This window comes from Salinicoccus halitifaciens, from assembly GCF_021026095.1.
GTDB lineage: Bacteria > Bacillota > Bacilli > Staphylococcales > Salinicoccaceae > Lacicoccus > Lacicoccus halitifaciens.
In genome coordinates this window covers 245,121-266,423 of the sequence record NZ_JAJNCU010000001.1, presented here as the reverse complement: position 1 = coordinate 266,423, position 21,303 = coordinate 245,121, and the positions used below count along the sequence as shown (strand labels likewise).

The 21,303-nt window shown below is 51.0% G+C and carries 22 protein-coding genes; all 22 read right to left on the bottom strand.

Annotated elements, in window-relative coordinates; translation table 11 throughout:
• Nucleotides 1-37: 37 nt before the first annotated feature.
• On the bottom strand, nucleotides 38-2,107 hold the full coding sequence (topA, locus tag LPW40_RS01290) for a type I DNA topoisomerase (RefSeq protein ID WP_230820439.1): 2,070 nt from the start codon (nucleotides 2,105-2,107) through the stop codon (nucleotides 38-40).
• 107 nt (nucleotides 2,108-2,214) lie between these two features.
• Nucleotides 2,215-3,012 (bottom strand): DNA-processing protein DprA, encoded by a 798-nt coding sequence (dprA, locus tag LPW40_RS01285; RefSeq protein WP_230820438.1) that lies wholly within the window; start codon nucleotides 3,010-3,012, stop codon nucleotides 2,215-2,217.
• Between the two features lie 158 nt (nucleotides 3,013-3,170).
• A complete protein-coding gene (sucD, locus tag LPW40_RS01280) occupies nucleotides 3,171-4,079 on the bottom strand; it encodes a succinate--CoA ligase subunit alpha (protein WP_230820437.1) in 909 nt (302 codons plus the stop codon).
• Nucleotides 4,080-4,100: 21 nt separating this feature from the next.
• Nucleotides 4,101-5,270, bottom strand: coding sequence for an ADP-forming succinate--CoA ligase subunit beta (gene sucC, locus LPW40_RS01275; RefSeq protein WP_230820436.1), 1,170 nt, complete (start codon nucleotides 5,268-5,270; stop codon nucleotides 4,101-4,103).
• Between the two features lie 69 nt (nucleotides 5,271-5,339).
• Nucleotides 5,340-6,104 (bottom strand): ribonuclease HII, encoded by a 765-nt coding sequence (locus tag LPW40_RS01270; protein ID WP_230820435.1) that lies wholly within the window; start codon nucleotides 6,102-6,104, stop codon nucleotides 5,340-5,342.
• Nucleotides 6,088-6,957, bottom strand: a complete 870-nt coding sequence (gene ylqF, locus LPW40_RS01265; RefSeq protein ID WP_230820434.1) for a ribosome biogenesis GTPase YlqF — start codon at nucleotides 6,955-6,957, stop codon at nucleotides 6,088-6,090. The genes LPW40_RS01270 and ylqF overlap by 17 nt, the downstream gene beginning before the upstream one ends.
• 107 nt (nucleotides 6,958-7,064) lie before the next feature.
• Complete coding sequence (gene rplS, locus LPW40_RS01260) at nucleotides 7,065-7,412, bottom strand: 50S ribosomal protein L19 (protein WP_230820433.1); 348 nt, start codon at nucleotides 7,410-7,412, stop codon at nucleotides 7,065-7,067.
• 131 nt (nucleotides 7,413-7,543) lie between these two features.
• Nucleotides 7,544-8,209, bottom strand: coding sequence for a tRNA (guanosine(37)-N1)-methyltransferase TrmD (gene trmD, locus LPW40_RS01255; RefSeq protein ID WP_230820432.1), 666 nt, complete (start codon nucleotides 8,207-8,209; stop codon nucleotides 7,544-7,546).
• Nucleotides 8,206-8,697: a ribosome maturation factor RimM gene (gene rimM, locus LPW40_RS01250; protein ID WP_230820431.1), complete on the bottom strand. Its 492-nt coding sequence runs from the start codon at nucleotides 8,695-8,697 to the stop codon at nucleotides 8,206-8,208. The genes trmD and rimM overlap by 4 nt, the downstream gene beginning before the upstream one ends.
• A 136-nt stretch (nucleotides 8,698-8,833) precedes the next feature.
• Nucleotides 8,834-9,061 carry a KH domain-containing protein gene (locus tag LPW40_RS01245; RefSeq protein WP_230820430.1) on the bottom strand — a complete coding sequence of 76 codons (228 nt, stop codon included), beginning with the start codon at nucleotides 9,059-9,061 and terminating at the stop codon, nucleotides 8,834-8,836.
• 5 nt (nucleotides 9,062-9,066) lie between these two features.
• Nucleotides 9,067-9,342 carry a 30S ribosomal protein S16 gene (rpsP, locus tag LPW40_RS01240; protein WP_097038298.1) on the bottom strand — a complete coding sequence of 92 codons (276 nt, stop codon included), beginning with the start codon at nucleotides 9,340-9,342 and terminating at the stop codon, nucleotides 9,067-9,069.
• A gap of 101 nt (nucleotides 9,343-9,443) precedes the next feature.
• On the bottom strand, nucleotides 9,444-10,790 hold the full coding sequence (gene ffh, locus LPW40_RS01235) for a signal recognition particle protein (RefSeq protein WP_230820429.1): 1,347 nt from the start codon (nucleotides 10,788-10,790) through the stop codon (nucleotides 9,444-9,446).
• 2 nt (nucleotides 10,791-10,792) lie between these two features.
• Complete coding sequence (locus LPW40_RS01230; protein ID WP_230820428.1) at nucleotides 10,793-11,173, bottom strand: putative DNA-binding protein; 381 nt, start codon at nucleotides 11,171-11,173, stop codon at nucleotides 10,793-10,795.
• Nucleotides 11,127-12,245: a signal recognition particle-docking protein FtsY gene (gene ftsY, locus LPW40_RS01225; RefSeq protein WP_230820427.1), complete on the bottom strand. Its 1,119-nt coding sequence runs from the start codon at nucleotides 12,243-12,245 to the stop codon at nucleotides 11,127-11,129. Before ftsY ends, LPW40_RS01230 begins: the two co-directional genes overlap by 47 nt.
• A 26-nt stretch (nucleotides 12,246-12,271) precedes the next feature.
• Complete coding sequence (gene smc / locus LPW40_RS01220; protein ID WP_230820426.1) at nucleotides 12,272-15,811, bottom strand: chromosome segregation protein SMC; 3,540 nt, start codon at nucleotides 15,809-15,811, stop codon at nucleotides 12,272-12,274.
• A gap of 11 nt (nucleotides 15,812-15,822) precedes the next feature.
• A complete protein-coding gene (gene rnc / locus LPW40_RS01215) occupies nucleotides 15,823-16,572 on the bottom strand; it encodes a ribonuclease III (RefSeq protein ID WP_230820425.1) in 750 nt (249 codons plus the stop codon).
• A 105-nt stretch (nucleotides 16,573-16,677) separates the two neighbouring features.
• Nucleotides 16,678-16,911 (bottom strand): acyl carrier protein, encoded by a 234-nt coding sequence (locus LPW40_RS01210; protein ID WP_097038284.1) that lies wholly within the window; start codon nucleotides 16,909-16,911, stop codon nucleotides 16,678-16,680.
• Nucleotides 16,912-16,944: 33 nt separating this feature from the next.
• Complete coding sequence (gene fabG, locus LPW40_RS01205; protein WP_230820424.1) at nucleotides 16,945-17,682, bottom strand: 3-oxoacyl-[acyl-carrier-protein] reductase; 738 nt, start codon at nucleotides 17,680-17,682, stop codon at nucleotides 16,945-16,947.
• A complete protein-coding gene (fabD, locus tag LPW40_RS01200) occupies nucleotides 17,675-18,580 on the bottom strand; it encodes an ACP S-malonyltransferase (protein WP_230820423.1) in 906 nt (301 codons plus the stop codon). Before fabD ends, fabG begins: the two co-directional genes overlap by 8 nt.
• Nucleotides 18,573-19,556 (bottom strand): phosphate acyltransferase PlsX, encoded by a 984-nt coding sequence (gene plsX / locus LPW40_RS01195; protein WP_230821043.1) that lies wholly within the window; start codon nucleotides 19,554-19,556, stop codon nucleotides 18,573-18,575. Before plsX ends, fabD begins: the two co-directional genes overlap by 8 nt.
• Nucleotides 19,549-20,121, bottom strand: a complete 573-nt coding sequence (gene fapR / locus LPW40_RS01190) for a transcription factor FapR (protein ID WP_230820422.1) — start codon at nucleotides 20,119-20,121, stop codon at nucleotides 19,549-19,551. Before fapR ends, plsX begins: the two co-directional genes overlap by 8 nt.
• A 155-nt stretch (nucleotides 20,122-20,276) precedes the next feature.
• Entirely contained in the window at nucleotides 20,277-21,299 is a 1,023-nt protein-coding gene (locus tag LPW40_RS01185) for a lipoate--protein ligase (RefSeq protein WP_230820421.1), read from the bottom strand.
• Nucleotides 21,300-21,303: the final 4 nt, after the last annotated feature.

Genomic DNA, 21,303 nt, shown 5'->3' with positions numbered 1-21,303 from the left:
CAAAAAATCTACCTAATAAACATAGGTAGATTGAATGTTAATTATTCACTTTTTCTGTGTACTCACAGTTTGAACACTTAACTTGTGCATTCTTACCTTTTTTGACTTCCACCAGATGATGCTCGCATTTCGGGCAGTCTCTTCCGATCGGCCTGTCCCAGCTGATGAAATCACATTCCGGATACTGATCACAGCCGTAGAATATGCGGTTCTTCTTAGACTTGCGTTCTATGACTTCGCCCTTCTTACATTTCGGGCATGTCACACCGATCGATTTGACGATTGCCTTCGTGTTGCGGCAGTCCGGGAAATTCGAGCAGGCCATGAATTTACCGTAACGGCCCATCTTGTATACCATCGGAGACCCGCATTTCTCGCAGTCTTCCCCGACCGGCTCATCTTTGATCTCTATCTTTTCCATTTCTTCTTCCGCCCGCTCAACCCTCGGTTCGAATTCCTTATAGAAATCATCGATCACCTTGACCCATGAAGCTTCGCCTTCTGCGACACTGTCGAGGTCCGCTTCCATCGTCTTCGTAAAGTCCACATCGATGATGTTCGGGAAGTATTCCTCCATCGACTGGTTGACGATCTCGCCGATTTCTGTCGGCATGAAACGTTTCTGGTCCATGCGCACATAGTTGCGTTTCTGTATCGTATCGATGGTCGGCGCATATGTTGACGGGCGGCCGATGCCGAGTTCTTCAAGCGTCTTGACGAGCCTTGCCTCGGTGTAGCGCGGAGGCGGCTGCGTGAAATGCTGATTCGGGCTGATCTTCAGGCTCTTGACCGTCTCCCCTTCGGCGATTTCAGGAAGGCGGTTGCTCAGCTCTTCTTCCTCATCGTCTTTTCCTTCTATATAAATCTGCATGAAACCTTTGAATTTGATGGTCTGGCCGTTGCTGCGGAACATCACATCATTATTGGTCATGTCCATCCTCACCGTATCAAGGACGGCCGGCGCCATCTGGCTTGCGATGAAACGGTCCCAGATGAGCTTGTAGAGCCTGTGCTGGTCGCGGCTCAAATACTGCTTCATGTTTTCAGGCGTCCTGAGGCTCGATGTCGGACGGACCGCCTCATGGGCATCCTGCGACTGGGCTGCGGCCTTCTGCTGTCTGCTGCTTCCGAGGAATTCCCTGCCGAAAGTTTCTTCTATATAATCGGCCGCCTCTTTTTTCGCGACAGGTGAGATCCTCGTCGAATCGGTCCTCATGTATGTGATCAGACCGACCGTGCCTTCACCTTTGATCGCGATCCCTTCATACAGCTGCTGGGCGACCATCATCGTCTTCCTTGCCTTGAAGTTCAGTTTCCTTGCAGCTTCCTGCTGGAGTGAGGATGTGGTGAAGCTGTTGGCAGGAAAACGTTTCTTTTCCTTTTTCTCCACTTTCTCCACCAGGAATTCGTCGCCGGAAATCTGTGCCAGGACTTTATCCACATCTTCTTTCGTATTCAGTTTGACTTTCTCTTTTTTTACGGAGTTGAACTTGCCTTTGAACTCGGAACGCTTGTACTTGAAATCACTTTCGATCGTCCAGTATTCTTCAGGCTTGAACTTTCTGATCTCATTCTCACGGTCGATGATCAGACGCAGTGCCACGGACTGCACACGTCCTGCAGACAGTCCTTTTTTCACCTTTTTCCATAGTACCGGGGAAATATTGTAACCCACCAGCCGGTCGAGGATACGTCTTGCCTGCTGGGCATCCACCAGGTCCTGGTTGATTTTGCTCGGATGTTTGAAGCTCTCCTTGACTGCGTCCTTCGTTATTTCATTGAAAACCACCCGGTAGTATTCATTATCTTCACCGAGTGCATGCGCCAGATGCCATGCAATTGCTTCTCCCTCGCGGTCCGGGTCACTTGCTAAAAATACTTTCTTGGCTTTTTTGGCCTCTTTCTTCAAATCTTTCAAAAGCGGGCCTTTGCCACGAATTGTAATATATTTAGGTTCGTAATTGTTTTCTGTGTCAATTCCCATTTGACTGCGGGGCAAATCACGCAAGTGTCCCATTGAAGCGACGACTTTGTATCTTTTGCCCAGATACTTTTCGATCGTCTTTGCTTTCGCCGGGGATTCCACTATCACTAAATTATCAGCCACGATGCGTTTGCCTCCTTCGTTTGTAGTTTCAGAATCAAATATTAAGTGCAAAGAAATCTTTTGTCAACTCTTTGATGTTTTGATTTATCATAAATTACTGAATATTGTCATTGGAAATCCTTCAAAATATCTTCAGCCGACAGGACGATTTCGGCCCCTTCCTGAATGCGCATGTTCGTTCCTTTCGACAGCCCTGAGGTGATGTTTCCCGGCAGGCAGTATGTGTTCCTGTTCTCATTCATCGCCATGTCCAGGGTGATCAGACTGCCGCTCTGCTCTTCAGCCTCCGTCACAAGCACGCCTTCCGACAAGCCTGCAATGATGCGGTTCCGTGCGATGAACCGCCATTTCTCGGGCGGTGTATTTGGCGGATATTCGCTGATCGTCAGATGATGCATCTCCATCTCGGTGCGGAGTCCCGATGTGGATTTCGGATAATGCATATCATGCCCGAAAGCGAGCACACCGATCGTCGGGATGCCGTGTGACAGGCAGAGCCGGTGTGCCGCTTCATCCGCCCCGTAGGCGAGACCTGAAATGACGGATAAATTTTTCAGTTCCGGAATGATCGCTTTCAGTGATTCCTGTGTATATCTGGATGCCTTGCGGCTGCCGACGATGCCGAGGGCCCTTTTGTGCATGAGCTGCCAGTCCCCTTTTGCATAGAGTATGTACGGCGGATCGTGGATTTCTGCAAGAAGGCGCGGATAGCGTTCATCCCCGATGGGGATCCAGATGATGCCCTGTGATGCCAGATGGCTTTTTATTGCACTGCTGTTCAAGCGCTTTGCAGCAGCTAATTTCTGTTGGAGGTTTGCAGGCAGACCGTGCCCGTGACGAATGTGTTTCAGCTGATGGTATTCCTGGACGGTCACCCCTGCATATGACAAAGTCAAAAGTTCCAAATCTTCACCCCTCATCGTTGATGCCTTCAATTATAAGTGATTATTGGACGGCTGTATTTTACATTACCGGGTCAATCATTGGAAGAAAAAGACAAAAACAGTGCCATCCTTTAAAAGGATGGCACTGTTTTCGGCTCGATGAGCTGTTTTTATGAAATTTATTTAACAGTCAGGCATTTTTCGTACAGACCATCGACTTTTTTGATGCGGTCGATCAGTGTCTGCCCGATTTCGGATGGTGTATCGGCAGTTTCAATGCCGCACGCGTTCATCGTCTTGATTTTCTCATCCGCTGTACCTTTACCGCCGGAAATGATCGCACCGGCATGGCCCATGCGTTTTCCCGGAGGTGCAGTGACACCGCCGATGAATCCGACGACAGGCTTATTCATGTTTTCCTTGACCCATTCAGCAGCTTCTTCTTCCGCAGTACCGCCGATCTCACCGATCATCACGACAGCTTCAGTTTCCGGATCTTCATTGAAAGCGCTGAGCGCATCGATGAAGTCGGTGCCGTTTATCGGGTCTCCGCCGATGCCGACCGCAGTCGTCTGGCCGATGCCCGCTTCAGTCAGCTGATGGACAGCTTCATAGGTCAATGTGCCTGAACGGCTGACGACGCCGACGTGGCCTTTCTTATGGATATATCCAGGCATGATGCCGATTTTGCACTCATCAGCTGTGATGACGCCCGGACAGTTCGGACCGACAAGGCGTGTCTTCTTGCCTTCAAGGTAGCGCTTCACCTTCACCATATCAAGGACCGGTATATGTTCTGTAATGCAGATGACAAGATCAAGTTCCGAATCGGCACTTTCAATGATCGCATCTGCGGCGAACGGCGCAGGAACGTAGATGACGGACACGGTTGCGCCCGTTTCTCTCTTCGCTTCTTCCACCGTGTTGAAGACAGGCACCCCCTGGACTTCCTGGCCGCCTTTGCCAGGTGTCACGCCTGCAACGATTTTGGTTCCGTATTCAAGCATCTGCTCTGTATGGAATAATGCAGTTGATCCCGTGATGCCCTGGACCAACACTTTTGTATCTTTATCAATAAAAACACCCACAGTAAATTCCTCCGTTAATTTTTATTTATTTTCTTCTACCGCTGCGATTATCTTCTGAGCGCCTTCAGCCATCGTCGTTGCCGGTGTGATGTCAAGGCCCGACTCTTTCAGGATCTTCTTGCCTTCATCGACGTTGGTGCCTTCCAGGCGGACGACCAAAGGAATTTCAAGGCCGACATTCTCAACTGCTTCGACCACGCCCTGGGCGATGATATCACACTTCATGATGCCGCCGAAGATGTTGACGAAGATGCCTTTGACGCCTTCATCACCAAGGATGATCTTGAATGCTTCAGTCACTTTTTCAGCTGTTGCGCCGCCCCCCACGTCAAGGAAGTTGGCCGGTTTGCCGCCGAAGTGGTTGATCGTATCCATCGTGGCCATCGCAAGGCCTGCACCGTTGACCATACAGCCGATGTTGCCGTCCAGCGCAACATATGACAGGTCGTATTTGGAAGCCTGGATCTCTTTTGGATCTTCTTCGTCCAAATCACGGAGTTCTACGACGCCTTTCTGTCTGAACAGTGCGTTGCTGTCAAAGTTCACCTTCGCATCAAGCGCAAGCACATCGCCGTCGCCTGTCGTCACCAGAGGATTGATTTCAATGATGGAAGCATCTTTTTCAACGAATACATTATATAGGGAAAGCATGAGTTTAGCTGCCTTGTTGACAGACTCATTCGGGATATTGATATTGAATGCGAGGCGTTTAGCCTGATAAGGCATCAATCCGACGACCGGATCGATCTCTTCTTTGAAGATCTTTTCAGGCGTTTCCGCTGCGACCTCCTCGATTTCCGTGCCGCCTTCCTCGGAGCCCATCAGTACGACGCTGTCCGTCGCACGGTCGATGACGAAGCCGATGTAATATTCATTTTGAATATCGCAGCCTTCTTCGACAAGCAGTCTTTTGACTTCTTTGCCTTCAGGGCCGGTCTGTGGAGTGACCAGCACTTTTCCAAGAAGCTCGTCCGCATATTGTTTAACTTCATCAAGATTTTTTGCTATTTTCACACCGCCGGCTTTACCCCTGCCCCCGGCGTGGATCTGGGCTTTGACGACATAGACATCGGAATTCAGTCCCTTTGCCACCTCAACCGCCTCTTTTGGTGTGTAGGCAACGCTGCCGTCCGGCACGTTGACACCCATAGAGCGAAAAATTTCTTTCCCTTGGTACTCATGAATATTCATGTTTTTCCTCCTAAGTTAAATTAATCCGTACATTTCAATTATAGAAAAGGTAAATATTAAAGTAAACTGTCAAAATAGAGTTTTCTGACATATTTTACTCTTTACCGGCTCGAATGTCCTTCTGTGGATACTTGTCACACCGAGTTCATCAAGCGCTTCCAAATGTTTTTTTGTGCCGTATCCTTTGTTCTTATCGAATTCATAACCGGGGTATACTTCACTATAACTATCCATCATCATATCACGAGTTGTTTTGGCAAGCACGCTTGCGGCCGCAATGGAGACGGAATTCGCATCCCCCCGGATGATAGAAGTCTCGTCCATATCCGTTCCGAGCGTCATCGCATCAATCAGCAGATGATCGGGACGCACATCCAGTTCATCCACTGCCCGCCGCATTGCAAGCCTTGCAGCTTCATAGATGTTCAGGCGGTCGATCTCCTCGACCGTCGCGATGCCGATGCCGTAGTCACAATGTGCCATTATGTACTCCCGGAACGCCAGACGCTGTTTCAGTGACAGCTTCTTTGAATCATCGAGCCCCGGCAGGATGAAGCCTTCAGGCAGTACGGCAGCAGCCGCCACGACCTCGCCTGCAATCGGCCCGCGGCCGGCTTCATCGACGCCTGCAATGCGGCCGCTCATACCGTTTTCATACCGGCTCATCACTTCGAATTTCTCCACCAGGGCGGCCTGTTTTTCAAGGCGTGCCTGGTGCTGCACGAGTGCTTTCTTCACGCCTGCGCGGCCGTCGCCGTGGTAAGGGGATGCAGCAAGAGCTTCAAGCGTCTGAATCGCTTTTATCTCCTTGACCGCTTCACTGACCGTCGCCAACGGACCCACCCGCCTTATCAAACGTGTACCTGCCGATTTTGGCGTTCCTGATATCGTAGATCACCCTGTTTGTGACCGCTTCGTAGTTGATTTCATTGCCGCTCATCTTGAGCCCGCGGCTTTTCCCGATGGCTTCATATAATTCGATGATCTCTGATTCTGCATCGGCGTCGATGCTGTAAAATCTCCTCAAATCTTCCAGATGGTGCTCCTGCAGGAACCGGAGGCCGTAGATTGCGACTTCATCCAGCGGCACGACGGAATCCTTGATGGCCCCGGTGAGGGACAATTTTTTGCCGACCGTCTCATCTTCGAATTTCGGCCAGAGTATTCCCGGCGTGTCCAAAAGCTCCATGTTCTTCCCGGCTTTAATCCATTGCTGCGCTTTCGTCACACCCGGTGTATTGCCGGTTTTGGCGATCTTCTTTTTCGCGATGTTGTTGATGACCGTCGATTTCCCGACGTTCGGTATCCCGATGATCATCGCCCGGATCGCCCTTTTATTGATCCCTTTGCTCTCCATCCTGTTGAAGATCTCCTCGGTCGCGGCTTTCGCCAGCGGCTCGATCTTGCCGATGATCTGATGGCTGCGTCCCATGATCGCAACAGGGTATTTACCTTCCGCTTTGAGGCGTCCGATCCATTTGTCGGTCTCACTTTGGTCCGCCATGTCCATCTTGTTCAGTATCACCACACGCGGTTTGTGCTGTGTGATTTCATCCATCATCGGATTGTGGCTTGAATAAGGGATCCTTGCATCCAGTATCTCTATCACCACATCCACTTTCTTTAAATTTTCCTCAACTTCTCTTCTTGCTTTGGCCATATGGCCCGGAAACCAGTTTATACTCACGGCTTTCCCCTCGAATCATAATTTATTTTTATTTCAATCCATATCCAGTTCAGCATAACAAAATAAAAACCCGGACATCAAGGTGTGATATCCGGGTCTTCATCGCATTATCTAATTTCTCTGATACGCGCTGCTTTACCACGCAGGTTGCGCAGGTAGTAAAGTTTCGCACGACGTACACGTCCACGACGGGTAACTTCAATCTTCTCGATTTTCGGCGTGTGTACAGGGAATGTACGTTCAACACCTACACCGTAAGAGATCTTACGGACTGTGAATGTTTCGGAAATGCCGCCGCCGCGTCTTTTGATGACGACGCCTTCAAAGACCTGGATCCTTTCACGGCTTCCCTCTACGATACGTACGTGTACACGTACAGTGTCTCCGGGTTTGAATTCCGGAAGATCTGTTTTGAGCTGTTCTTTTGTCAGCTCATTGATTAATTGCTGTGACATGTTTATCTTCTCCTTCTTCCAACTTTCTTGCCCTTCATAGCAGCGGATAGTTGTGATATGTGTCTCGACACTCGTATAATATTACCATAATATATACTTCGTTTCAATTCATTCAGGCAAAATAAGTTTTTTTATTCCAGGAGGTCCGGGCGCCTTTCGCGTGTGCGTTTCAGGCTTTCATCCCGCCGCCATTCCTCTATCTTCCTATGATCCCCGCTGAGGAGCACTTCCGGCACCTTCATGCCGCGGTATTCCCTCGGCCTCGTGTAATGCGGATGCTCAAGCAGCCCCGTGGAAAATGAATCCTGTTCATGGCTCTCCTGCCTGCCGATGACGTCCGGGATCAGGCGGACGATCGCATCGGTCATCGTCATGCTCGCAAGCTCCCCGCCGGTCAGCACATAGTCGCCGATGGAGACTTCGTCCGTGACGAGCGTGCGGATCCGTTCATCATATCCTTCATAATGGCCGCATATGAAGACGATGTCCTCTTCGGTGCTCAAGTCCTCCGCCATCTTCTGATTGAAAGGGGCGCCCTGAGGGCACAGGAGGATCACACGTGCGTTGTCGACCTCAAGGTCATCCATTGCCTCGAATACAGGCTCCGGCTTCAGCACCATGCCTGCACCGCCGCCGTACGGGTAGTCATCGACCTTGTTGTGCTTGCTGTTTGAATAATCACGGAAATTGATGAGATTGTAATCCACGATGCCTTTATCCTTCGCACGTTTCAGTATGGAAGAGTTCAGCACCCCTTCATACATCTCCGGGAAGAGCGTCAGGTAATGTATATTCATTCGAGCAGCCCCTCGATCGGTGTGATGATGATCTTTCCTTCATCAAGGTCGACCGTCTTCACCACATCTTCGATATAGGGAATCATATATTCCTTCCGGCCGTCACCGACCACCCAGACATCGTTTGCCCCCGTCTGGAAAATATCCGTGACCTTCCCGAGGGACCCGCCTTCATCGGTGAGCACCGTCAGGCCGATGATTTCGCTGAAATGGAATTCGCCTTCTTCGAGCGTCAGTTCGACGCTCTCCGCATCCTGCAGCACATCCGAGTTCTTCAGATCTTCAACTTCACTGATGTTGGTGATGCCTTCGAAGGTGAGGAGATGGAAGTTCTTATGGGTGCGGTAATTCCGGATGGTGAATTCCCTGCCGCCGATTGTGACTTTATTGCCCGGCTGGAAGCGCTCCTCGGTGAAGTCCGAGTCACTGAGCACCTTCACTTCGCCGCGGACGCCGTGGAAATTGACGAGTCTGCCGATTGTAATCATTTTATAACCACCTTAAGTTTTGTTCCGTAATCATTTCTTCATTATTATATATCTGCCGGCCCCGGGGCGGCAACCGGAAATGCTGCACCCACATAAAAAAGGACACACCTCGCGGTGTGCCTGGAAAATCTGAATATTAATCTACATCGACAAACACTTTCTTGGAATTTTCATGGTTGGTATTCGACATGATGATGCGGATTGCCTTTATGACGCGCCCGCGCTTACCTATGACACGACCGGTATCGTCGCTGTGCACAGATATTTTGTAAGAAATGTTATACTTCGTCTCTTCTGAAGAAATTTCCAAGTCTTCCGGGTGCTCCAGCATCGGTTCAAGAATGGTTTGCAGTAAGTTTTCCATATAGATTATTTCCCGAGTTTCTCGTTATGCAGTCTTTCCATTACGCCTCTGCGGCTGAGGATGTTGCGGACAGTGTCGCTTGGTTTCGCGCCGTCTTTCAGCCACTGAAGTGCTTTTTCCTCATCCAGAGTGATGTTTTCATCCTCTTTGGATACAGGGTTGTAGGAACCGATCTGCTCGATGATGCGACCGTCCCTCGGACTTCTTGAATCTGCAACAACTATGCGGTAGTAAGGGTTTCTTTTGGAACCCATACGAGTCAATCTTAATTTAACAGCCATTTATATAACTCCTTTCTCTCTACGATTTCACTTTTAATACTATACCAGATAATAAAAAACTTGTAAAGGGCTTTTCCTTTACAAGTTTATATTCCGTCATTTTAAAACGGCAGCTGCATATTGCCGAACGGGTTTTTCTTCTTGCCTTTGCCGCCGGTCATCTGCTTCATCATCTTCTTCATATCCTGGAACTGCTTCAGCAGGCGGTTGACTTCCTGAAGGGAGCGTCCGGAGCCTTTGGCGATCCGCTTCTTTCTGCTCGCGTTCAGCTTTTCGGGCTTTTCGCGCTCCTCCATCGTCATTGAACGGATGATCGCCTGGATATGGTCGATCTCCTTGCCGCTCATCTGCATCTTATCGAGGCCTTTGATCTTGTTCGCGCCCGGCATCATCTTGAGCAGTTCATCGAGCGGCCCGAGTGTCTTCACCTGATCCATCTGCTCGAGGAAGTCATCCAGTGTGAAGCTCTGATCTTTGATCTTCTGCTCCATCTTCTTCTGTTCATCCATATCGACGTTCGTCTGTGCCTTCTCGATGATCGACAGCATGTCGCCCATGCCGAGAATCCTCTGTGCCATGCGGTCGGGGTGGAATGATTCAAGGCCGTCCATCTTCTCGGACACACCGACGAATTTGATCGGCTTCTCAGTGACCGAACGGATCGACAGCGCCGCACCGCCGCGCGTATCCCCGTCAAGTTTTGTCAGCGTCACGCCGGTGATGTCGAGCAGGTCGTTGAAGGACTCTGCGACATTCACGGCATCCTGGCCGGTCATCGAGTCGACGACGAGCATGATTTCATCCGGGTTCGAAATTTCCTTGATGTCCTTCAGCTCGTTCATCAGATCTTCATCGATGTGCAGACGTCCCGCTGTATCGATGATGACCGTATCCAGATGCTCCTCTTTTGCATGGGCCAGTGCTTTTTCAGCGATTTCCTGCGGCTTCACCTTATCGCCCAGGTTGAAGACCGGGATGTCGATCTGCTTCCCGACCGTCTCCAGCTGGTCGATCGCCGCCGGACGGTAAATATCCCCTGCAACGAGCAGCGGTTTTTTATTGTAATTCTTCCTAAGGTGCAGTGCCAGCTTGCCTGCGGTGGTCGTCTTACCCGCACCCTGCAGGCCGACCATCATGATGACCGTCGGCGGTTTCTTTGCCAGGTTGATCTTCTGGTTCTCCCCGCCCATCAGTTCCGTCAGCTCTTCCTTGACGATCTTGATCACCTGCTGGCCCGGTGTCAGCGACTGCATGACATCACTGCCGAGCGCGCGTTCACGCACCTGGCTGATGAACTGCTTGACCACTTTAAAGTTGACGTCCGCTTCAAGCAGCGCAAGCCGCACTTCGCGCATCATCACCTTGACGTCGGCTTCCGAGACTTTACCTTTGCTCTTGATCCGGTCCATCGTGGCCTGGAGACGTTCTCCTAAACCTTCAAATGCCATTATTACTCCTCCTCCAGAGTTTCAAGTTCATTTATGACTGCGTCTATCTTATTGAAATCCTGATTTTTTATATACTCCCTGATCTGCCGGTAGTACTGCTGCCTCTTGATGAAGGCACCGTAGAGCCCGAGGTTCGCTTCATAGTCTTCAAGCAGATCTTTAGTACGTTTTAAATTATCATAAACCGCCTGTCTTGTCACTTTCAAAGTGTCTGCGATTTCACTGAAGGAGTAATCCTCCAGGTAATAAAGTTCCACGTACGCACGCTGTTTTTCAGTCAGGAGGGAGTGGTAGAAATCAAACAGGTAGTTGACCCGGGTGGTGCGTTCGAGTTCCTCAGTCATCCTTATCAACTGCCTCTGCGGCTGCGTCATCAAGCTCATCCGACTGATGGATCATATCTGCGAACAGCCCGTATACATAACTTTCCGCGTCGAACTCCTGAAGATCGTCAAGCTGCTCCCCGAGGCCGACGAATTTCACCGGGATGCCAAGTTCGTTCTTGATTGCGAGCACGATGCCGCCCTTGGCCGTGCCGTCGAGCTTCGTCAGCACGATGCCGGTGACATCCGTCACTTCCTGGAACGACTTCGCCTGTATGAGTGCATTCTGGCCGGTCGTCGCATCCAGTGTGAGCAGCACTTCATGCGGCGCTTCAGGCACCACTTTCTGGATGACTTTCTTCATTTTACCGAGCTCGTTCATCAAGTTGCCCTTATTCTGAAGGCGCCCTGCAGTATCACAGATCAAAATGTCCGTGCCGCGCTTTTTCGCTGCATTGACTGCATCATACATCACGGCGGCAGGGTCGCTGCCCTCCGCCTGCCTGATGACATCTGCACCGACGCGGTCACCCCAAATCTGAAGCTGGTTGATCGCACCTGCACGGAACGTGTCGCCCGCTGCCAGCATGACCGATTTGCCTTCATTCTTATATTTATGGGCCAGTTTGCCGATGCTCGTCGTCTTGCCGACGCCGTTCACGCCGACGACGAGGATCACCGTCAGACCGTCTTCCTCGATATGGACTGATTCCGGCAGTTCGTCATTGCGGTTGTAGATTTCGACCATCTTTTCAACGATGGTCTCCTTCAAGTCTTCCGTTTCCGTGATGTTTTTCAGTTTCGCTTCCTGCCTCAGTTCATCGGTCAGTTCGAGTACGGTGTTGAAGCCCACATCCGCCCCGATGAGGATTTCCTCGAGTGCTTCGAAGAAGTCCTCATCGACCTTCCGGTACATCGACATCAGCTGGTTGATCTCGGCCTGGAACTTCTCACGGCTCTTCTCGAGGCCTGCCTTGAATTTATAGGTGATCTGTTCCTGTTCCCACTGTTCAAATTCATCAATGCTGATGAGACCGTCGTCCAGATTTTCGCTCTGCTGCTCCGCAGACGGCAGATCCTCCGCCGTTTTCTCAGGCTTGAACTTCTTTTTAAAGCGATCAAAAATACCCATTTATATACACCTCTGTATCTTCATTATCAGACTTTCGCCTCTTCATAATCTTTTAAATCCACGCTGATCAGCTGGCTGACACCGCGCTCCTGCATGGTCACGCCGAACAGCCTGTCCGCTTCTTCCATTGTACCTTTTCTATGCGTAATCACAATGAATTGCATATCCATGGAAAGCTTTTTCAAGTACTGTGCATACCGCACCACATTGGCTTCATCGAGGGCGGCCTCCACCTCATCCAGAATGATGAACGGGCTGATCCTGACCTTCAGCATGCTGAAGAGGAGGCTGATTGCCGTCAGTGCCCGCTCGCCGCCCGACAGGAGCGACAGGCTTGATAACTTCTTGCCCGGCGGCTGGGCATAGATTTCTATGCCGGAATTGAGGTAATCATCCGGCTCGGTCAGCCTGAGCTCTGCAAGCCCGCCGCCGAACATCTCTCTGAACACTTCGCCGAAGCGGCGGTCCACTTCGTGGAACGCATCTTTGAAGCGCTCCGCCACGGTATCGTCCATTTCAGCGATCACTTCAAGCAGCGTCTCACGCGCTTCAAGCAGGTCCGCCTCCTGGTCTTTCAGGAAGGTGTACCGTTCGTTCACGACCGCATACTCGTCGATGGCACCGAGATTGACAGGACCGAGCTCTTCGATGCTCTTTTTGTTCAGGTTGATCTGAAGGCGCTTATCCTCGATATCCTTGAATTCGGTGAACTGGCCGCTCTCGCGTTCGTAAGTCGTCCTGTAGTTCTCCGATAAATATTCGAGTTTCTGCTCAAGTCTCGCATCCAGCTTTTCCTTAGTACCGGTGGCGCTCCTCAATGTATCCTGAAGGGCTTCCGACTGTCTGTAGATCTCCTCGCGCTGCCTGCCTGCTTCCTGGTATTCGCTTTTCAGGCTGTACTGCAGTTCCGACAGTTCATCCGCCTCGCCGTACAGCTGCTCCAACGTCTGTGCCAGCGTCTCTTTCTCTTCCCGCAGCGCCTTGACGTCAAGGGTGGTGAGGTCGAGGGAGATGATTTCCTGTTCGTTTTTGATTTCATCAATTGAAGCGGCAATCGCATCCAGCGCCTCGGTGATCCGCGCATGCTCGCTTTTCTTGTAATTATAGCGCTCGTTCGCCCGCGTCAATTCATTCTGCACCGCATTATATTCATCCGCCAGTGTTTCAAGCTCGGTTTTCTTATCCTTCTCGGAGGCGCTGATGAGACGTATGCGCTCATCGAGCTGTTCCAGTTCAATTTCTTTATTTCTGATCTGTTCTTCAAAATCCGCACTGTCATGTTCATCCGTCCTTGAAGATAACTCCTCCTCAATCATGCGGAGCGTCTCTTTCCTTGAGGACAGCTGGTAGTCGAGCGATGAGGCAAGCTGCCTGAGCTCATCATGACGGTCACTTTCAGCGGTGCCGGCTTCTTCCAGTCCGGAGATTTCCATATCCATATCGGTGATCTTCCCGCTTAAACCATCGACTTTCTCTTTCTGGGCTGCAATGAGCGTTTCATGGCTTTTCAGTTTCTTTCCTATTTCATCGATTTCACTCTTCGTCTCAAGCACGGACCCTTTAGACTGCCTTGAGCCGCCGCTCATGGCACCGCCCGGAAAGACGGTCTCTCCGTCCAGCGTGACAATTTTGACACGGTGGCCGGTCTCCCTGGCAATGATGCCCGCATCATCGATGTTTTCAACGACGACCGTCGTCCCGAGGAGATGCCAGATGACATTTTCATATTCCGGTTTTATATCCACGGCTTCCGCCAGCACCTGTGCCTCCACCGTAGAATTCCTTAAAGTGTTCAGCACAGAATCGGAAAGCGAGCGTTTCTTTATGACGTCAAGCGGCAGGAACGTGGCGAACCCCCGCTTCAGCCGCTTCAGGAAGCCTATTGCCTCTTTCGCATCCGCTTCGGAGCGCATCACGATATTCTGGCTTGCGGCACCGAGGGCCGTATCGAGGGCCGTCACATATTTCGGCTCCGAGCCGATCAGTTCGCCGACGGCACCTATGACGCCTTCGAGCGATCCGCCGTTCTGCAGCACGGCGCGGACGCCGGGGAAGTATCCCCTGTATTCGTTCTGGATGCTCTTCAGCATATCGAGCCGTGATTTCTGCTTTTCATAATACGTGAGGCTTTTTTCGTACTTATCCTTCTCTTCAAGGTAGGATGCGTAAACGTCTTCCCTCTGCCGTTTCTTTTCCTTATACTCTGAGCGGAGGGAGGTCAGCGCCTCCGCGCTTTCCGATAACTCCGCCTGCTTCTCTTCGAGACGCGATTCATACTCCGAAACTTCCTTCTCAAGTGTCCCGGCGCGCGCTTTCTGCTGGCTGAAGAGCGAATGCTGATCTTTCAGCATCTCCTCTGTCCGCTTCTGTTCATTCTCAAGCGTCGTCTTCTCGACCATGAGCGCATAATACTGATCCTTCAGTTTTTCAATCTCCCCGGTGTGATCCCGGCTCAGGTAGGCCCTTTTCTCCTCGGTTTCCTTAAGAGACTCACGTAAATCTTTAATCGCCGTCCGGTATTCTGCAAGCTCCTCATTGATGCCTGAGAGCATGGTTTCATGTTCCTCTTTTTCGGCCACCGCCTTGTCGAGGCGTGAGGATAATTCCTCCTTCAGCTGTCCTTTGTTGGATTTCCGCTCTTCAAAAAGGGCAATCTTTCCGTTGAGCTGTTCGAGCTTCTTGGAAGTTTCGACGATTTTCCTGTTGATCGTTTTGGAATTCGCATCTTCACCGTCACGCGCCGCGCTCAGATCCGCCAGTTTCTCATCCAGCGCCGCAGTCTCGCTCTGATGACGTTTCAGCAGCTTTTCCGCTTCCCCGATCCGCGCGTTCTCTTCCTCCAGTTTTTTCAGGAGATGGTTGATGTCGTAGATGGTGACTTCAATGTCCGCCTTCTTCATCTCCTCTTTCAAGGCAAGGTACTCCCCGGCATTGGCACTTTCGACTTCCAGCTTCTCAACACGCCCGGACAGCTCGCGGATGATGTCGTTGACCCGGTTCAGGTTGTCTTTCGTATCCTGCAGCCGTTTTTCCGACTCTTTCCTGCGGATTTTATATTTCATCACGCCCGCCACTTCTTCGATCAGCGTCCTTCTTTCATCCGGCCGCGCCTTCAGAAGCGTATCCACTTCACCCTGTGAAATGATGTTGTAGGCGTTCCTGCCGAGCCCCGAATCGAGGAACAGCTCGGTGATTTCCTTCAGGCGCACACGTTCATCGTTGATAAAGTACTCGCTGTCACCGTTCCTGTACAGCTTCCGCGTGATGCTGACCTCATCGGCATCGACCGCAAGGCCCCGTGCGCCATTGTCGAGCGTCAGTTTCACCGAAGCTGAATTCATCGGTTTACGGGAGTCCGTACCGCTGAAGATGACATCTTCCATCTTCACACCGCGGATGGTCTTTGCGGATTGTTCGCCGAGCACCCAGCGGATGGCATCGGTGATGTTGCTCTTGCCGCTGCCGTTCGGGCCGACGACGGCCGTCAGGCCGCTGTCGAAACTTACATCTACCTTATTCGCAAATGATTTGAAGCCATTTGCCTCTATCGATTTCAAATAAACCATTCTCTGAACTCCTACCCGTGAATCGCAAGCAATGCATTTTCAGCAGCACGCTGTTCTGATTCTTTTTTAGACCGTCCGCTGCCGTTGCCGAGCTGCCTTTCCCCGATGAAGACCCCGCTTTCGAAGCTCTTGTTGTGGCTTGGGCCCGACTCGTTCAGCAGCCTGTATTCCAGCTCTTCATCAAATCTCTTGTGTGCCTCTTCCTGCAACAGTGTCTTGTAATCGACCACCGCATTGTAATGGGCATCCTTGATGTCCACGAAGACGAATCTCCTTAAAAATTCATGTGTCGTTTCATGGCCCTCCTGCACGTAAAGTGCGCCCAAAAAGGCTTCGAATGTATCGGAAATGATCGACGGCCGGCTCCTGCCTTCCGTCTTCTCCTCACCTTTGCCGAGGATGATCAGCTCCGGCATCTTCAATTTGACCGCGAATACCACAAGTGACGGTTCACACACTATGTTTGCCCTGAGTTTCGTCAGATCGCCTTCCGGCAGCTTTGGAAACTTGTTATAAATAAAGTCTGACACCATCAATTCTAGTACAGCATCACCCAAAAATTCCAGGCGCTCATTATTGTAGATCTTATCCAGATGCAGGTCGTTTATGAAAGAGCTGTGCATGAATGCCTGACGGTATATATCATGGTCACCGAGCTCCATGCCGATCCGTTTCTGGAATGCTTTGAACGATTTGTCGAAAGCCTGGATCTTGCGGCCTGCCAGCTTATCATTTTTTATCTTCTTTGAAACTATCTCCATGAGTTTCCACCTCCCTGTTCATATCAGTGCAGCCGAAAGCGGCTGACCGGAAAAGAAATTCATAAATAAAATCCACTTGAAAAAGTGGATTTTATCAATCATCAATTAATTTTCTAATTTATCAATATAGTCAAGAGCATCGCCGACTGTTTGAATTTTCTCAGCCTCTTCGTCTGGAATCTCCATTTCGAATTCATCTTCAAGTTCCATTACAAGTTCTGCAATGTCCAATGAATCTGCACCAAGATCATCTTTGAAAGATGCATCTTTAGTCACTTTATCTTCGTCAATTCCAAGCTTGTCGACGATAATGTCTTTAACTTTGTCAAAGTTTGCCATATATCTCACCTCCCTTTAATAATATCACAGCGATTATCCCATGTACATACCGCCGTTGACGTGGATTGTCTGCCCGGTGATGTAGTCTGCCTTATCACTTGCAAGGAACGTCACGGTGTTCGCGATATCCTCAACACCGCCGAAATGATTGAGCGGTATCTGGCCGAGCATGCCCTCTTTGATTTCATCTGAAAGCACATCCGTCATTTCACTCTCTATGAAGCCAGGCGCAATCGCATTGACGGTGATCCCTTTCGGGGCAAGTTCCCTTGCCACCGAGCGGGTCAGCCCGTCTATACCTGCCTTCGATGCCACATAGTTCGCCTGGCCTGCGTTGCCGAGGGAAGCGACGATGCTTGAAATGTTGATGATTTTGCCGGATTTCTGCTTCAGCATCGGACGCGAGACATTCTGTATGACGTTATACGTGCCTTTCAGGTTCACATCGATGACGCGGTCGAAATCCGCTTCCTTCATCCTCATCAGCAGGCCGTCCTTTGTGACGCCCGCGTTGTTCACGACGAGGTCGATAGAACCGTGCGTGCTCGTGATGTGTTTGATCATCGCCTTAACGTCATCATAAATTTCGACATGGCACTGATAGCTCTCTGCACTCCCGCCTGCGTTTTCAATTTCTTCCACGACGCTGTTCGCCTTGTCTTCAGAACCTGAGTAATTCACGATCACATGGTACCCTTCGCTGCCGAGGGCAAGCGCTATGCCTCTGCCGATCCCTCTTGAAGAACCTGTGACCAATGCTGTTTTAGTCATTTGAATGCTCCTTTACCTGTTCTAGTGTATCCAGATTTTTAACCTTAATCGATTTATCGATTTTGCGCACCAGTCCGCTGAGCACTTTCTTCGGTCCCGCTTCGATGCCGGAAGTGACACCCGCCGCTGCAGCACTTTCGATGCATTCGACGAACCTGACCGGGCTCGTGATCTGTTCGACGAGCTGGCGTTTGATGACGGCACCGTCCGTCTCAGGTTTGGCGCTGACGTTCTGGATGACCGGGATATCTGCGTCCCTGAATTCGATTTCTTCCACAAAAACCTTGAATTCCTCCTGCGCTTCCTTCATCAGATGCGAATGGAACGCACCGGAGACGTTCAGCGGCATGACGCGCCTTGCGCCTTTTTCCTTCGCCTGTTCACTGAATGCATCCACCGCTTCTGCATCACCCGAGACCACGACCTGGTCCGGTGCATTGATGTTGGCAGGTGCAACCTTCGCAGAATCATCGGAGACCGCCCTGCATAATTCCAGGAGGTCTGAATACTCCATTCCGATGACCGCCGCCATCTTGCCGCCTTTCGAGTTACTCATCAGCTCGCCGCGCTTCTGGACGATCCTCGCACCGTCACGGAGTGACAGTACACCTGCATGGACGAGTGCCGGGAGTTCACCGAGGCTGTGTCCGAGCACGTGGCTGCCTGTGAGCTTTGCGGATCCCGCGACCGCAAGGGAATGTGCAAACAAGGCGGGCTGTGTGAATTCCGTCTGGTTCAGCCTGTCATCCTCATTGAACATGATCGACTTCAAATCGAAATCCAGTTCATCGAATATTTCATCCAGCACTTTTCTTGCCGCTTCATCATTTTCATACAAGTCTTTGGCCATGCCGCTGTACTGCGCCCCCTGGCCGGGGAAAAGAATGATTTCACTCATGATTGTCACCCACTTTAGCTTTGATCTTTTCAAGCGCGCCGCTTTCAGCCATGCGCACAGCCTGCCTCACGGCGTTATGGATTGCGAGCGCATCACTCGATCCATGGGCCTTCAGGACATACCCGTCAAGACCGAGGAGCGGCGCACCGCCGACTTCCCTGTAGTCGAGCAGATCCTTCACCCTGCCGAAGTCGTTCCTTAAGACAGAGGCTGCCAGTTTATTCTTCGTGTTCTTCATGAAGATGTCCTTGATTTCCATCATCATGGACTTTGCCGTCCCTTCGATCGTCTTCAGCACGATGTTGCCCGTGAATCCGTCGGTCACCGCAATATCAATCGTACCGGAGATGATGTCGCGTGTCTCGAAGTTTCCGGTGAAGTTCAAATCGCTCTCCTTCAGCAGCTCAAAAGCCGCACGCGTGACTTCATTGCCCTTATTCTCCTCGCTGCCGATGTTGATGAGGCCGACTTCAGGGTTCTTCCTGCCTTCGATCTCCTCCATGTAGATGCTCGCCATTTCCGCGAACTGATAGAGGTGTTTCGGCTTGTTGTCGGAGTTTGCCCCCATATCAAGCAGCATGATGCCCTTCCCTGAAGTGTTCGGGATGAGGGAGGCGATGGCCGGGCGTTCCACACCTTTCAGGCGTCCCACCACGAAGAGCCCCGCGCTCATGATCGCCCCTGTATTGCCTGCGGACACGCATGCATCCGCCGTGCCGTCTTTTACAGCCTCCGCCGCCCTGACAAGCGAGCTGTCCTTCTTTTTCCGGACGGCCCTGACCGGGTCGTCTTCTGATTCCACTTTCTCGGTCACTTCGATGAATTTGATCTGCGGGTGATCTCCGGTATAGCTCCCTTTCAGTCCGTAGGCGATTATTTCAAGTTCACCGTTCTCTTTCACGGCACTCATGATGCCTTCCGTGATCGATGCGGGCGCGTTGTCGCCACCCATTAAATCCACAGCAATTTTAACCAATTTCATCACCCTCATTAGAATAGTACATCACAAACCGTCCCTTGAAGATCAGCCTGCCGTCCACTTTCGACTCCACAGTTATGGTCGCCTTATTATTGTCCATCTCGTTGACCACGGCCTTTGATATCACCTTATCATGCAGCTTTGCCTGCCTTATGAATTCAATCTCGGCACTTTTGGTCAGTGCGAGGGGTTTATTGATTACGGCGACGCAAAGTGAGTTCGCCTGTGCAAATAAAAAATGCCCCCTCGCAATCTTATTGCGCTCGAATACATGGCCTTCCTCGATGATGAAGAGGCTGAGCGCCTGGACATTCAAATCTATATCTATGATCTCACCGATGACCTCCTGCAGTGAGAGGCTTTTGATCTTGTCCACTTCCTCCGTCGCCACATTTTTGATGCGCTCCCTGAGTTCGGGTATGGCGAGCTCCAGCCGGTCCAGCCGGATCGTCTGGATGCTGACGTTGAAAAGCTCGGCGAGCTTTTCATCGGTGAGGAATGGATCCTCATTGATCTTTGTGAGCAGTATTTCCTGACGTTCATGTTTCTTATATTTTGTCATTTTAATACCTCATTTAGTAGTTGGTACTAAAATCAGTATATATAAGTGCATTTAAGATTTCAATTGATATTATGCAATTCATCATGCAAATTTCCACGCGCCGGTCCAATCGAAGGAAAAGCGCACTTTCCGCTTGGAAATGCGCTTTTGAAAATTCAGCTTAATATCAGGTCGACGAGTTCCCGATCTTCGAGCTTCCCGAAATAGTGGTTGAGGTCGAGCGGCCGGAGGGTCTCTTCAAGCTCACCGCGCTCGACGCGAGCGCCCTTCAGTGCCTCCTCCACATCTTTGATTTCGCCCTGTCCGAAGAAATCCCCGTGGATCGAACAGTTTTCGATCCTGCCGGATTCGACATCGAGGGAGATCTCCACGGTGCCCGCCTGGAGCCTGCCGTCCCGGTTATAGGAGTAGCGCGGTGACTTCCCGTAGTTCCAGTCCCAGTTCTTGTACTTCTCCTCCACCAGGCGGTCGATCGCCTGCCAGTCTTCATCTGTCAGTTCGTAACGCTTTGCTTTGTCCACGTCATCGATCTGCAGCAGTTCCTTGATGATGAGGTCCTTGAACTCCGCTGTCGTGACATCCCTGTACTCCGGCGCGAGGTGCTCCCTCAGCGTCGTCACCCTTGATCTGATGGATTTGATGCCTTTGGAATCGATCTTTTTGCGGTTCGGGTTCAGCGCCTTGACCATCGCCTCCGGGTTGATGTCGAGGAGCAGTGAGAAACCGCCGTATACCCGGCCGCTTGAGAGCGTCATGGCTGCACCGGATACTTTCTTACCATCGATGACCAGGTCGTTCCTGCCGCTCTGTTCGACGTTTTTGACACCGAGGTTGTTGAGTGCCCGTATGACCGGTTCGTACATCTTCTTGTAGTCCCCATACACGCCGCTGTCTTCCGGGACGAGGAAGCAGACGTTCACCGCACCGTCATCGACGAGGATCGCACCGCCCCCTGTGTCCCGCCTCACCAGAATGATGCCGTTTTCATCCAGGTAGTCCTGGTTGACTTCGGAGGCCGCATTCTGGAAACGTCCGATTTCGATTTTAGGCGCGCAGTAATATGGGAATATGATGCCGTCATCCAGGAACACATTCTGCTGGACATAGACCTGCATCGCCAGTGCATAGGCGCCGTCGGTGATGTATTCACCGTTCCTGTAGGGTTCTATCAGATACATTCAA

What these genes read in the sequence shown, in the direction of transcription:
- smc (WP_230820426.1), bottom strand. Translation starts at nt 15,811, where the DNA reads ATGGTTTATTTGAAATCGATAGAGGCAAATGGCTTCAAATCATTTGCG.
- LPW40_RS01210 (WP_097038284.1), bottom strand. Translation starts at nt 16,911, where the DNA reads ATGGCAAACTTTGACAAAGTTAAAGACATTATCGTCGACAAGCTTGGA.
- ffh (WP_230820429.1), bottom strand. Translation starts at nt 10,790, where the DNA reads ATGGCATTTGAAGGTTTAGGAGAACGTCTCCAGGCCACGATGGACCGG.
- fabG (WP_230820424.1), bottom strand. Translation starts at nt 17,682, where the DNA reads ATGACTAAAACAGCATTGGTCACAGGTTCTTCAAGAGGGATCGGCAGA.
- sucC (WP_230820436.1), bottom strand. Translation starts at nt 5,270, where the DNA reads ATGAATATTCATGAGTACCAAGGGAAAGAAATTTTTCGCTCTATGGGT.
- rplS (WP_230820433.1), bottom strand. Translation starts at nt 7,412, where the DNA reads ATGTCACAGCAATTAATCAATGAGCTGACAAAAGAACAGCTCAAAACA.
- LPW40_RS01245 (WP_230820430.1), bottom strand. Translation starts at nt 9,061, where the DNA reads ATGGAAAACTTACTGCAAACCATTCTTGAACCGATGCTGGAGCACCCG.
- fabD (WP_230820423.1), bottom strand. Translation starts at nt 18,580, where the DNA reads ATGAGTGAAATCATTCTTTTCCCCGGCCAGGGGGCGCAGTACAGCGGC.
- fapR (WP_230820422.1), bottom strand. Translation starts at nt 20,121, where the DNA reads ATGACAAAATATAAGAAACATGAACGTCAGGAAATACTGCTCACAAAG.
- rnc (WP_230820425.1), bottom strand. Translation starts at nt 16,572, where the DNA reads ATGGAGATAGTTTCAAAGAAGATAAAAAATGATAAGCTGGCAGGCCGC.
- trmD (WP_230820432.1), bottom strand. Translation starts at nt 8,209, where the DNA reads ATGAATATACATTACCTGACGCTCTTCCCGGAGATGTATGAAGGGGTG.
- rpsP (WP_097038298.1), bottom strand. Translation starts at nt 9,342, where the DNA reads ATGGCTGTTAAATTAAGATTGACTCGTATGGGTTCCAAAAGAAACCCT.
- LPW40_RS01230 (WP_230820428.1), bottom strand. Translation starts at nt 11,173, where the DNA reads ATGAGCTTGATGACGCAGCCGCAGAGGCAGTTGATAAGGATGACTGAG.
- rimM (WP_230820431.1), bottom strand. Translation starts at nt 8,697, where the DNA reads ATGATTACAATCGGCAGACTCGTCAATTTCCACGGCGTCCGCGGCGAA.
- ftsY (WP_230820427.1), bottom strand. Translation starts at nt 12,245, where the DNA reads ATGGGTATTTTTGATCGCTTTAAAAAGAAGTTCAAGCCTGAGAAAACG.
- LPW40_RS01185 (WP_230820421.1), bottom strand. Translation starts at nt 21,299, where the DNA reads ATGTATCTGATAGAACCCTACAGGAACGGTGAATACATCACCGACGGC.